Annotated in this window: 7 protein-coding genes and 2 pseudogenes; 6 read left to right on the forward strand and 3 right to left on the reverse strand. The window is 45.4% G+C overall.

The genetic code is table 11. From position 1 onward, the window contains the following. Positions 1 to 12: 12 nt before the first annotated feature. Together Q3F21_RS08420 and Q3F21_RS08425 are read left to right on the forward strand one after the other, a co-directional pair. Complete coding sequence (locus Q3F21_RS08420; RefSeq protein ID WP_340251270.1) at positions 13 to 1,854, forward strand: ABC transporter ATP-binding protein; 1,842 nt, start codon at positions 13 to 15, stop codon at positions 1,852 to 1,854. Between the two features lie 31 nt (positions 1,855 to 1,885). Beyond that, the gene (locus Q3F21_RS08425) at positions 1,886 to 2,023 is read left to right on the forward strand and encodes a hypothetical protein (protein ID WP_340251272.1); all 138 of its coding nucleotides are present in this window, start codon (positions 1,886 to 1,888) and stop codon (positions 2,021 to 2,023) included. A 258-nt stretch (positions 2,024 to 2,281) separates the two neighbouring features. Here Q3F21_RS08425 and Q3F21_RS08430 read toward each other — a convergent pair whose 3' ends face one another. Then, complete coding sequence (locus tag Q3F21_RS08430) at positions 2,282 to 5,431, reverse strand: hybrid sensor histidine kinase/response regulator (RefSeq protein WP_340251274.1); 3,150 nt, start codon at positions 5,429 to 5,431, stop codon at positions 2,282 to 2,284. A gap of 401 nt (positions 5,432 to 5,832) precedes the next feature. Between Q3F21_RS08430 and Q3F21_RS08435 the strand changes: the two genes are divergently transcribed. The 3 genes from Q3F21_RS08435 to Q3F21_RS08445 all read left to right on the forward strand — a co-directional run bounded on the left by Q3F21_RS08435 (position 5,833) and on the right by Q3F21_RS08445 (position 11,006). Continuing rightward, positions 5,833 to 6,228 carry a hypothetical protein gene (locus Q3F21_RS08435; RefSeq protein ID WP_340251276.1) on the forward strand — a complete coding sequence of 132 codons (396 nt, stop codon included), beginning with the start codon at positions 5,833 to 5,835 and terminating at the stop codon, positions 6,226 to 6,228. Then, positions 6,225 to 8,255, forward strand: coding sequence for a serine hydrolase (locus tag Q3F21_RS08440; RefSeq protein ID WP_340251279.1), 2,031 nt, complete (start codon positions 6,225 to 6,227; stop codon positions 8,253 to 8,255). Before Q3F21_RS08435 ends, Q3F21_RS08440 begins: the two co-directional genes overlap by 4 nt. Before the next feature lie 480 nt (positions 8,256 to 8,735). After that, positions 8,736 to 11,006: a M56 family metallopeptidase gene (locus Q3F21_RS08445; protein WP_340251315.1), complete on the forward strand. Its 2,271-nt coding sequence runs from the start codon at positions 8,736 to 8,738 to the stop codon at positions 11,004 to 11,006. Positions 11,007 to 11,256: 250 nt separating this feature from the next. Here the strand turns inward: Q3F21_RS08445 and Q3F21_RS08450 are convergent, their stop codons facing one another. Beyond that, a complete protein-coding gene (locus Q3F21_RS08450; protein WP_340251281.1) occupies positions 11,257 to 11,523 on the reverse strand; it encodes a Spo0E family sporulation regulatory protein-aspartic acid phosphatase in 267 nt (88 codons plus the stop codon). Between the two features lie 70 nt (positions 11,524 to 11,593). Here Q3F21_RS08450 and Q3F21_RS08455 point away from each other — a divergent pair. Next, positions 11,594 to 12,362 (forward strand): annotated as a pseudogene (locus Q3F21_RS08455) (IS256 family transposase); the annotation flags it as partial. A gap of 98 nt (positions 12,363 to 12,460) precedes the next feature. Here Q3F21_RS08455 and istB read toward each other — a convergent pair. Beyond that, positions 12,461 to 13,170: pseudogene (gene istB, locus Q3F21_RS08460) on the reverse strand (IS21-like element helper ATPase IstB). Between the last annotated feature and the right edge of the window lie 95 nt (positions 13,171 to 13,265).

Here is a 13,265-nt window from a genome sequence, read left to right on the forward strand (position 1 = left end):
AGGGGATATCACATGTACGCAACAACAGAGGAAGTATTTAGCCTAAAGACTGTCATTCAGTCTTTCCGAAACTGGCCGAAAATTTTTCGACTCTTCTGGACTGTACAAAAAGGATATTTTATCACCATTGTCACTCTGAATATTCTCCAAGGGCTATTCCCTGTTGGTATGCTGTATGCTACCCAGGAGCTTGTTAACGCCGTTTCCAAGGGAATCAACGAGGAAGGGGATACTGTCGTATTCAGTTTCCTTTTCTTCATCTCTTTCATTTTAGTAAAACAGATCGTTACACTCATTCAGAATTATGTCGAAGGATTGTTTCAGTCCCTGCTTTCAAATCGCCTCCGTGAAATGGTGTTGGACAAAGCAAATACGCTGGGGCTGGCTGATTTTGAAAATGCCGAGGTGCAGGATCAGCTCAAACGTGCGCAACAAGAGACCAGCTACCGTCCCTATCAGATTTTTGAGCTGGTACTTAGTATTGTATCCGGTGTTATTTCCTTGGTATCTACTGCGCTGTTCCTGGTCTTTTGGAAATGGTGGGTTGTTTTTATTCTGATGCTGTTTCCGCTTATCTCCTTCTATTCCTATTTGCGGTTAAGTCAACAAGAGTTCTATATTCGTTGGAGCAGGGCTGAACGGGAGAGAAGAGGCTGGTACATCAGTCATTTATTAACCCACGATCGCGCTTTCAAGGAAGTGCAAATTTACAAACTCGGCTCCTATCTCATCGCACATTTTCGCGATATGATCACACAATTTTTTCATGAAGACAAAAAGATCTCCACATCACGTTTGAAGACATCGCTGGTTTTTGAAAGTTTGACGATTCTGATGATTGGTTTTATGAGCTTTATTGCCATCCAAGCAGCTTTTCTGAAAGAAATCCTGCTAGGAAATTTGGTTAGTTATATTCAGGGGATTACGTTAACCCAAACCACGTCGCAGTCTTTGATGCATTCCCTGATTGGACTGTCTCAGCATAACATGTTTGTGGAACAGCTGTTTCTTTTTTTGGATAGAGATTCGTCTGATCCTGTCAAGCAACAAAAAGCGGCTATTGCTGCTCCCGGCCAGAGCGAGCCGTTTGTTTTGGAAAGCATCGAGTTCGTCAACGTTTCATTTACGTATCCGGAAACAGAACGACCCGTTCTTCAAAACCTCTCTTTCAAGATCAAAAAAGGAGAGTCGTTAGCGATTGTAGGGGAGAATGGCTCCGGCAAAACCACATTAGTCAAACTGCTTACCTTGTTATACAAAGATTATGAAGGACAGATACTAATTAACGGAATAGACTTGAACTCGTTTGATTTAGATCACATTCGAACAAAAATCGGGGTTGTCTTTCAAGATTTTATGCAGTATGAGATGTCCATTCGCAATAATGTCGGGTTCGGTGATCTCTCTCTTCTTGGCCATAATGACAAGCTTTATCAAGCACTTGAAAAATCAGGCATGCGCAGCTTGGCAGAAAGACTTGAACATGGATTGGATACTCAGTTGGGAAAATGGTTCACGGAAGGTCTTCAGTTGTCAGGTGGACAGTGGCAGCGCATTGCCATTGCTCGAGCTTTCCTCCGAAATGCAGACCTCTATATTCTCGACGAGCCAAGTGCATCGCTGGACCCTCTAGCCGAAAAAGAAGTATTTGATTCGTTTAAGCTGTTGACCAAGGAGCGAATGGGAATCTTTATCTCTCACCGTTACTCATCCGCTCAGTATGCTGATCAAATCATGGTGCTGGATCAAGGGAGAATCGTTGAATTTGGCACCCACACCGAATTGATCCGTTTACAACAAAAGTATGCCAGCTTGTATAATCTGCAAGCCTCACCCTTTGTTGCTCAAAGTTAACAAACACCCTGCTAAAAAGGAGCGAACGGCTTTGACTTTTTTTATGGCGCTAATGAGCAGTTTTGCCCATATCGGAGCGATTCATATTGCACTGGTCATCTTGATTGGGATCGGCATATGGAAATGGGTTGCCACGAAGAAGAAAAATAATAAGCCCGGGGATGACTAATGTTCATTCGACAAGCTTTCCCCTATCTGTCGTCTCTTGCTCTATAAACAGTACAAACACCAAGTTCCGCCTCTTCGGTATAGCGGAGCTTGGTGTTTATTCATTCTCTCGCCGACTTCTTCTCCTCCCCTTTTGAGGGATCGCAATAGCCTGAAGGTCAAAGGTCGAAGCCTGGTGACATCGAACCTTTGATGGATTTATCATCGCAGACTTCTTGGCAGGCGAACAGGGTGAATGTATTCCGACACTTTTGTTCCATTACCCCAAATTCCTGTTATTCACCCTGTTGCGTACATGAAAGGTTACCTTAGTCCCTGTACCTACCGTACTTGTGATCTGAAGCCCCGTTCCGAAGTGCCGTTTTAATCGCTGATCAGTATTTGTCAATCCAACCCCTGAGCTGCTATCTGCATTTCTGTCTAATATTCGCCGCAATTGAACGTCGTCGATTCCGATTCCGTCGTCTTCAACCGATATCTCCGCATGCGTTTCATAGACAGAAACCCGAATAAAAATCTTTCCCCCGCGAGCGCGCTTCATGATGCCATGCCTTATCGCATTTTCAACCAAGGGTTGGATCGAAAGAAACGGGATTTTTAATTCTTCGCAGTCATCAATCTCCCAGACAACCTGTAGCCTTTCTTCAAACCGAACCTTTTCAATATAGAGATAAGAGCGCACGAGACTCAGCTCTTCTTCGATGGGAACAAGCCCGTCCATATTTTGGAACTGAAATTTATTCCGCAAAAAATTGCTGAACTCAGTAAGCAAACTGCGCATCTTATCCAAATCAATGTCACTTAAAGCGGTTACAGCGTTTAATGCATTGAACAAAAAATGAGGCTGAATCTGCGCTTGCAGCCATGCAGCTTCTAAACGCAATTGTTCCCGAACGACTTGTTTAATTGTCGTTAGCGCCTCTATCCGCGATCTTATTTCGATTGCTTCCACCGGCTTTGTCACATAATCGTTTGCTCCCGCTAAAAAGCCGCTTTGAATATCCTGCGGTTGGCTTCTTGCGGTAAGGAGCAGTACAGGGAGCTCTGTGAATGTAAACCGCTCACGGATCATTCGTGTCAGCTCATAGCCAGACATCTGCGGCATCATAATATCGGAGATGACCAGATCCCATTCCTTTGTATCCAGCAGGGCCAATGCTTCTTTGCCGCTTGTTGCCATCGCTACGTCATATTCGTCTGGCGGCAGTATGGCTTCAAGCACTTGAAGGTTCACAGGATCATCATCAACAAGCAAGATATGCGGACGTTCACGATTCATTTCGATGAAAGTCGTTTGTTTCGCAGCTGCGATTTCCGCTTCTTTCAAACCGATTGAGACGCTATCCTGAATCGGCATAGATAGCAATGCTGCCTGTTCGAATGAGTGAGCAGCATCATTCTCTTCCTCCGCATTCAAATCTGCCAGCTTTAGCGAAAATGTAAATGTTGAACCTTCTCCTAAAACAGAGGACACCTCTAGCGTACCTCCATGAAGCTCAACCAGTTGCTTGCTTATACTCAGGCCCAGCCCAAATCCCCCTTCAATCATGGTCTCGCTCGTGCTGGCTTGCTCATACGGACGGAATAGGCGTTTCAGCATGTCCTCATCCATTCCGATCCCGGTATCAGCAATACCAATATAAGCCGATCCATCCTTTACAAAAGCTTGAATCGAAATTGTCCCGTCATTCGTATATTTCACGGCATTATGAAGCAAATTGAAAACGATTTGAATCACCCGATTCTCATCCGCAATGACTGGAGGAAAATCTTCGGGTATTTGATTTGCCATTTTGATAGGCTTCACTTCTGCGTTAAATCGCAGCAAATCAAGGACCCCGGTCACGATTGGCTGGATCCGTATGACTTTTTTTTGCAGACGCGGATTGCCTTCCCGCAAACTCATCACATCAATCAGGTCATTTAATATCAATGTCAGCCGACGACCTACGGATAAAACCGTTTCCAGCTCTTTGATACTCCTCTCCTGCAACAGATGCCGTTCCCTTTTTAAAACGGACTCTGACATGTTCAGAATGCCATGAAGCGGATTTTTAAATTCATGGGACGTGTTTGCCAAAAATTGATCCTTATGGTCATTCATTCTTTGCAGTGTTGCAGCAAGCTCCTTTGTGTTGGCATGCATGTGAAAATAATCCTTAAACCATACAGAGGCCAAACACCCCATCGAAATAATCAGATCAAACGGATAGTGGACAACACTCAAACCGCTTTCCCGCCAGATTAACGTCCAAAGAAAATGGTGAATCAGCGCGAGAATCGAAAAAAGCAGTAAAAGATGGCTCTTGATATCCTTGATGACTTTTTTAAAGATGGCAATCATTGTGGTCACGGCTGCCATACTCCCCAATAAAAAATAAACCGGGAAAAGCATAATCACCTGATTGGGAGCCAAAAACAACGTAATGCCGGCAGTGCCTGCATTCATTGCCGTATAAACTGGATATATCCTCCTCCAATAAGGGGGCTCACGATGATCCGTACACTCCAGCAAAGCGTAGAATCCAATAACGATAGCCGCATTAGACAGCCGAAAATCCCAATCAAAGCCGATGTAAAACAATTGGTGGAACAACTTCTCATCACTGCTTAATACGCTTGGAAGTGTTACACATAGTGTCAGCAAAGAAAAATAAAGCAGCTTCTTTTCCCGATTGCCTAGCAAAAACAAAATAAGCGCATAGACAGAATGCATAAGAAAGATAATCGCTCCCAGAAGCTGCATAGAAACGGAGAATTTCATTTCCTTTGCAATGGCTTCTTCGGAACCAAATTTAATGGATCGAATAATGCCGCTGCTTCGACTATCCTCATAATTTGCCGCCTGAATCACCAGCTCGATGACACCGTTTTTGTCTGCCGTAAAGGTTGTCGAATAAGGAAGGTTCTTCGCTGTATATTCATCCTTCGTTTTCGCCACCCGCCCGGATTTGGCAAGCAATCGGCCATTTACATATAATTCTGACGAAGTTCGCACGCTGGGTACACGAATACTATAATTCAGGTCCTTTTCCGGATTTACATAAATACGCAAGCGATAGGAGCCAAATCCATACGGAGTTGGCTTTTCAGGATGCAAAGCTTCATTCCATCCTCCCGGAACCTGAATAAGCTTTGGCTCTCTCCCGCCCACTCCTTGCTGCCGGCTGCCATCCATCAGCCATTGCGAAGGATAGAACTCCCATTCCCCATCAAGCAAGAGAATGCCGCCAGCTTCTGCATTCCAATCACGCAAATCGAATTGCCCGTTTTTAATTGGCGCATGTTCCTGATCACGAAACGACTCCATCCACAACATGCGCGAGCCGGATAAAATGACCAATACCAACCCTAACAATACGATAATGTGACTCTTTTTCCATTGGTAATTTGGCGAACTATGGGCCAAGAAGTCTTCCTCTCCAATCGTTTTTTGTTCGTACGCATGTGAATATGTTATATGCAGCTTTTACGCAATCAGACATGGCAGAGGGTGCTACTCCATAATTTACCACAGTGAACATGACAGAGAAACGGATGATCGACTGTTCTTCTAACTACGATTCGACCATGCCCTCCCGGCAGACCTGCGTTCATTCCCTCATGACCTTGCATGATCTTCCCTACACTTTTATTTGTTCAAGGTTAAACACGTTAGCCACTCACCTATATTTCCCAGTTCCGGCTGCATACCAATTGTATAAAATCCCCAAAATACATAGACTTATCCTTTTTGTTCATTTAAACTTAAAATGCCGCGGGGTAGTTTTGCTATTTTTCGATTGGGGATGGACAGCGAGGTGTATACCATTGACCGCCTTACTAGTGATCATCGTCATTTGCTCACTTCTTACGGCGTCATGGATGATCGCAACAGTTGTCAAGCGAGTGCGGGCCCGCAATAAACGATACTTGCAACGCAAGGCGATTCTCGCGGGCGGTACGTCTGCGCAAGCAGTCATCAACTCGATCCAGCAAACGAATGTGCAGGTTGACGATCAGCCAGAGGTATTGCTTGATTTGACCGTCACTAAGCAGAATGGCGAGGTTATCCATACCGTGGTAAGGATCGTCATCCCGATCGTAACTATTCCCTCGTTTCAAAAAGGCAACGTCGTTGAGGTGAAGTATATGACGATCGACAACGAGCAAAAATTCGAGGTAGTAGGTGCCTATGTGTTTGGAGAAAGGATGGGAATGGCGTGAGCAAGAAGCTGCGAACAGGGATTATCGGTACTTTTCTTGGAGTATGCATGGCAATGAATGGATTGGGAGGTGTTTTTGCGGAAATGAAAACAGAATCATCGAACCCGTTGACAGATACCAAAGCGTTGGAACGGTTCGCCGATGAATTTATGGCGAAACAGCAAAATACGGATCTTGCCGTGCCGGGAGCCGCCATCGTGGTCGTAAAGGGCGACAAAGTGCTGTTAGAGAAAGGGTACGGCTACGCGGACAAGGAACGGCAAATCGCGGTCGATCCGGGGAAAACCGTATTCCGAATCGGATCGGTTACGAAAACCTTCACTGCGGCAGCCGTCATGCAGCTGGTGGAACAAGGGAAAATCGATTTGCATGCGGATATTAACAAGTATTTGGAAGAAGGGCTTCGCATCCGCAATCCCTTTGACCAGCCTGTTACGATGCACCACCTGATGACTCATTCGACCGGTTTTGACGTTACGATCGAAACGATGGACGATTTCCATGGCGATTTGAAGAAATTCGTTTCATTATCGGATTATGTGAAGCAAAGAATGCCCGATGTTGTCCGTAAACCGGGCGAATCCTACATGTACGACAACTTTGCATATGTGCTGCAGGGCTACATTATCGAGCGTGTATCGGGAATGCCTTTCCACCAATATATGAAACAGAATCTGTTTCAGCCGCTCGGTATGATGAACACCGATTTGCTGCTGACCGACGAAGTGCTCGGCCATTTGGCCAAAGCTTATGTGGACGGGCAGGCATTGGATCCCTATGCGCTTACCCCTACGGAATCGCCGGATGGAGGAATGAATGCGACAGCAAGCGATATCGGCAAGTTTATGATCGCCCAACTGCAAGACGGCGTTTATCAAAACAGGCGCATTTGGAGTCAAGAAAGCATTCGGCAAATGCAGCATTACCATGTCGCCATTCATCCGCGGGTAGAGGATGCGACATACGGGTATGAAGGTTCGTTCGAGCCCGAGCATAACAACGGGCATAAAGTGATTACGAAAGGCGGAGACCTGATCGGCTTCAGCTCCTATATGTGGCTGATTCCCGAGGAAAAGGTCGGCGTCTTTATTACCTGCAACACATCCAGCGATTTGCGATCCGCATGGTTTAACGCATTCATGGATCGATATTTCCCAAGGACGGATACAAGCGTCAAATCGGTTCCGCTGAACACTCCGCAAGCGCAGCTTCGCCGCTTCGAAGGAGAGTACTCGGATGCAAGAATTCGTGTCGCGCTGACGACCATTACCGCAATTGGAGATGGTGAACTTCTTGTGGAAAGTCTGATGGGCAAACAAAAAGTGAAACAGATCGAACCGCTGCTGTTTGAAGACGAGAACGGAAAGCTGATAGCTTTCAAAGAGAACGGCGATCACAGCATCACGTATTTCAAATATATGAATCCAGTCAGCTACGCTCAAAAAATAACGACGCCCATGTACAAAGATGTTCCTGCAACAAGCGAATATACACCGTACATCCGTCATTTGCAGCTGATCGGAATTTTGAAAGACAACGATGAGAAGTTCGAGCCGACTCGTGCGATGACCCGGGCCGAAGCGACAGCCATGCTCATACGTATACTGGGCGTCCAGCTGTCCCAAGAGCCCGTCAAGTTCAAAGACACAGCCGGGAACTGGGCTGCAGCGCATATTCAAACCGCCGTACAACTGGGGATTGTGGAAGGGAGGACGGACGCTGCGTTCGGCCCGGAAGACCCTGTGACAAGGCAGGAAGCAGCGCTAATGATCGCACGCGCATTTAAGGAGCAAATTGCCAACTATCCCGCGGAGCTTCGCAGGGATGACATCGAGTTAAGCGGACCAACCGACAAATGGGCATTGGAAGAAGTAAAAACAATGGTTGCTCTTGGCTTGCACGGTCCCGAAGTTGCTCCGTCCAAAGCGGGTACGGTTGATTATCATTCCAGGCGGGAGCTGACACGCGAGGAAGCGGCCGCGTTGTTTTCGACAACGATCAACAGGCTCATTTTACAGATACAGTAACCTTGCCAAAAGAAAGGGCGGTTCAACGTCTTGGTCACCTCGAATGAGTTGATCGTATTCCGTTAATGGACGGGAAGCTACCTTTATTTGAGAAACAGCACGGATAGGATCCGTATTTTGCTGTTTCTTTTTTTTGTTGAGCTAGATATTGAATTGCTCTTTCAACCTTTCCTTGGCTGCAGAGCAACTTCAACGGCCCCCTGCTTCTGTAGTAAAAAGTGGAAAAAACTTCTTGACACCATCCATTTACACTTGTAATATTAATCCGACAGATCATATTTACAACTGTAAATAAAAAGTCGATTAGGCGGTGAGTAACTGGACAGTATCCCCGGGAAGAAGCTGCAAGTATTTTCCGTTGATTTCCGAAAAAGAACGCATCAAGGCGCAGAGCCAGTCCTTTTTTAAAGCAACAGAAGCGATGACAGGTGAGAATGACAAAGCAGCAGATCTAACTGTAAAGAGGTAGAAAGCATGGATATGCTATGCGGCATTTTTTTATGGGTTTTGGATGCCACCATTGGAGCTAGCCTCGTCGCGTTGTTGGTGGCAGCCATTAAGAAAATCTTTCATCACCGGATAAGCGCTCGGCTTCACCACGCGCTGTGGCTGATTGTGTTGATACGGCTTCTGTTCCCTTTTTTCCCGAACAGTTCGGTAAGCATCTTCAACATCTGGCAACTAGGCGTAGACAGCATCAAGCATGCTGTTTCCCCCCTCTCCCCTGTTGCCAGCAACGGGCCACAAATACAGATAGAGCAAAACAGCAAACAAACAGACTTTTCACAAACGAATCAGATCAAACAGCCAGAAAATCGAAATCTTCCGGATACCTCCGTATCCCGCCAAATCAAAACCGATCCGGCAATACCTGCCCAAGACAATCACACCCTTGGCGTAAAGACAGCAGCCATCGTCTGGCTTGCGGGATGCATTTCCCTGTTTGGCTATCTGTGTGCCTACATGCTGCGTGCCAGAAGCAGACTGAGCAGCCTCAAAATCGCAACCGACCCGCGAGTCGTTTCCATCATGGACGATTGCCGGAAAAGATTTGGCATCACCCAACCCATCCCTATCTATACGGGAAGCGATAGAAAAAGCCCGCATATTTCCGGGGTGATCCATCCATGGATTTACTGTCCGAAAGAGATCTGCGAGGAATCGAACGCCTCTCAGCTTACCCATGTCTTCGCCCACGAGCTTGCCCACTACAAGCGGAAAGACATCGTATGGAACCTGCTGGGGTTGTTTGCCCTGACCATCCACTGGATGAACCCGCTTGTTTGGTTGTTGGTGAAACAGATGAAGACCGACCGGGAGCTTGCGTGTGACGCTTATGTGCTGAACGTTCTGGGCGAAGCGGAGTCTGTGCCCTACGGGATGACGATTATTCAATTTTTGCAGCGTTTTTCTGCAAGCCGCCAGCAGCTTCACTTGCTTCATTTTTACGAAGCGAATAACAAGAATCAAATGACAAGGAGAATTCAGATGATCAAAAACTTTAGAGCAGGATCCTACAAGCTTTCGGCTGCTGCCGTTTTGTGCGTGGCCATGATGAGTTCGGTGACCCTTACGAATGCCGCGGTGAAGGTGGAGAGCCCCGCCAAGCCAGCTGCTTCCGCTGAGACCAAAACAAAGCAAGAGGGTCGACTGTTGTTTGATTGGGATTTGCGAGGATACGATCGCTTGTCAAAAGGAATACAGACGGCCGGTTTTCCATTTAAAATTCCTGATGTGCTTGGCATGAACTATGAGTTTAGCGGGATTTATATCGATCGGAACAAATTGCGTACAAATAAAGAGACCCACGTTCAGATTGATTTTGGTAATAAAGGAGATTCATCGCCTCAATTTCTTCATTTTTCTGCAAGCAGCGGACTGCATGGAATGGAAGCGGCTTATCAGCGAATCGTGGAAGAAGAAAAAAAGGGGTATGGGGAACAAAAGATAGAGAAGCAGAATTTGAAAGTCCAAGGGCTAGATGTATGGAAGGTTACTTTTACTGACAAACACTCAAATGGAAACGTTACTGATAAAAACAACATTACCGAAGTTTACTATCTATGGGAAGATGACGGAATACAGTATAACATCGGTAGTTTTGCTAGCGATCCGCAAGAAGACATTGTAAAAATGATCGTGAATGCCAAATACCCTGATCAAACGATGAAAGAACGCTATGTCGGCTTTCACAGTTACGTCATGGACTTGTATGATACAGAAGACGTGCAGCATGGCTCGAAAGCAATCGGATTAACTCCGAAGTTTCCTCTGGAGCTGCCGGGACAGTTTAAAGCTATAGGAGCATATATAAGCTCAAAAGTTAATTTTAGTTCTCCGGAAAATGACGCGGATTATAAGACCATGTACTTTGGCATGTACTACAATGTCCCTGGGAAAAACAAAAAAATACCTGTGGTAAATAGCATCTCATTCGATCAAATCAAAGACATCAAAATATACGATGACATGAAAAAGAATGGACATGTAGCCTTTTTCCTGCCTTTTGACGAAAAGAACCTTGTCAACGTACACATGCAAAAAATCGCTGGAAAGGAAGTGTTCAAAACGGAGAAATACAAGGAGCGCGGCGAGTCGAGCAGAGCAGAAGATCCAACTCTCATCTCCTATTTTTGGAGAGAAAATGACATTTGTTTCAAGGTCACATTTACGGATGAAGTGTCCAACCACGAGGTAATCGTTTCCTACCTGATGAATCAAAAAGCGGTAGACTTCAATAACTTGAAGTAGTGATTGACGTACAAGAGCTATGTATGGAAGAGGTAAAAACCATAGATAAGCTATGCGGCGGTTTTATGGGTTTTGGATGCCGCTCCCGGAGCAAGCTTCGTCGCTTTGTTAGTGGCAACTGTCGATAAAAACAACCATCAACCATCTCAACTGTCTGATCCGCTGGGAATCAGGCAGTTGGCCTTTCAACAAACCTCTTTACGCAGAGTTAAGACCAAGGATAACTTTGTGTAAAGAGGTTGTTTTTATGCTATTCTTCGTTAATTTTTGACTGTATATGTCTACCAGATTGAATAGCGTAAATGTACCCGTCCAAACGCTGACTCAGCTCTACCACAACCTCATCCGTAAAGCTTCCCTTCTCCTGCACCAGTCGAGCAAGTTCACGCCGTAATTCTTCTATCGTCTGGTAAGAGTTGCATATCGCCAGAGCGACCCGCTCTTTCACCTCATTGTTTGTTGGGTCCTCAGCATGTCCCGTTTTTCCGAACGTTATGCATTCCTCGTATTTTTCCATATCGTGGGCATCATATGCCATTTAGGCAGTAGAGCGTGACCTTCTCTTCCTGGCTTAAAAAGGTTGGGAGATTTTTATGATGTCAAAAGAGCAGATCAAGCAGTGGATCAAAGAGAAAAACATGAAGTCTGTGGACGACGTACAGTCAGCCCTAAAGGATTTGTTTGCTGAAACGATCCAAGAAATGCTCGAAGCTGAAATGGAGTCCTCTCTTGGATACGCAAAGCATGACATGAAAAACAAGCGGACAACGAATAGCCGTAATGGATACAGTAAAACAACAAAAAAACTGTCCGTTCCGAGTATGGCGAGGTGGACATTCAAGTCCCACGTGATCGTGAGGGAGAATTTGAGCCTGCCATTGTAAAGAAGCACCAGTCCAATGTAACAGGGATCGAAGATCAAATCCTCGCGATGTATGCAAAAGGCGTATCTACACGTGATATCCAAGACCATCTGCAGCAGCTCTACGGCATCGAAGTCTCACCAACACTCATTTCAAATGTCACGAACAAAATCGTTCCCCTGATTAAAGAGTGGTAAAATCGCCCTTTGCAATCGGTATATGCCGTTGTTTTGTTAGACGCGCTCCACTTTAAAGTAAAACAGGACGGGGCTATCGTCAACAAAGCTGCCTATATGGTCATTGGAATTGACCTTGACGGTCATAAAGATGTCATCAAATCCGTAACTCAATTAAATATGTTTCCTATAAGGATTTAAAGAAAGTTACGGCTGAGTTAAAACCTATTTACAAGGCTCCAACGGAGTAAGCTGCACGCGAAGAACTCGATCAGTTTTTTGCGCAAACTTTGGGGAGTAAATACCCCTTGATGGTATGTGAATGTCAATCAAAAAGTTGACCACCGTGCTCATCAAAAAATTGACCACCTTGGCAAAAATCAATCCACCCGGCGGGTGGGTAACTTTTTCATGATCACGATCTTTGAATACTTTGCTTAAAACGATAGCTGTCCCCATTCATGGCAAAGATATGAGCACGATGTGTAAGCCTATCAACCAAAGCTGCTGTCATTTGTTCATCTTTAAAAATTTGTGTCCAATCCGCAAACTCGAGATTACTGGTGATGATCGTGCTGCCTTTCTCATAGCGGGCTGCACAAAATTGAAACAATAACTCCGCCCCCGTTTTACTGAGGGGAACAAACCCTACTTCACCTAAAATGATCAAATCCGTTTTTAACCATTGTTTCTCCAACTGGAGAATTCGTTTTTGGGACTGCGCTTCCATCAGTTCATTGTCCAAAACTGCACAGAATAGCCCTGATGACAAGCCTCTTTTCCGAGAGCAATGGAGAGATGCGTCTTACCCGTACCGGAGTTTCCGATAAACATGATGTTCTCTGCCTTTTCGATGTACTCACAGCGAACAAGTTGTAACAGCTTAGGTTTATTAAGAGATGGAATCGCAGAGAACTCATATTGATCAAGTGTTTTTACTGACGGTAACTTGGCGTGCTTGAGCCGACTTGCAATCTTGTTTGCATCTCTTTGCAGAACTTCTTGCTCCAAGAGAGCGAAAAGGAACTCCTCATAGGGAATTTGTCGTTCGGCAGCATCATGGGCCATTTCCTTATAGACACGTTTAATAGCCGGTAATCGAAGCCGTTTGGCATAGGTTGGCATAGGTTTCAAGCAAGTAAGTTGTACTCAATGAACCACACTCCTTTTTTGTAACAAACGATTATACTGGCTAAGATCAGGGCTTTTACTTGAATATC

Source organism: Brevibacillus borstelensis (assembly GCF_037834415.1).
GTDB classification, from domain to species: Bacteria; Bacillota; Bacilli; order Brevibacillales; family Brevibacillaceae; genus Brevibacillus; species Brevibacillus borstelensis_A.

Excerpts from the sequence above, each read along its gene's own strand:
- Q3F21_RS08450 (WP_340251281.1), bottom strand. The coding sequence starts at position 11,523 with ATGGAAAAATACGAGGAATGCATAACGTTCGGAAAAACGGGACATGCT.
- Q3F21_RS08445 (WP_340251315.1), top strand. The coding sequence starts at position 8,736 with ATGCTATGCGGCATTTTTTTATGGGTTTTGGATGCCACCATTGGAGCT.
- Q3F21_RS08420 (WP_340251270.1), top strand. The coding sequence starts at position 13 with ATGTACGCAACAACAGAGGAAGTATTTAGCCTAAAGACTGTCATTCAG.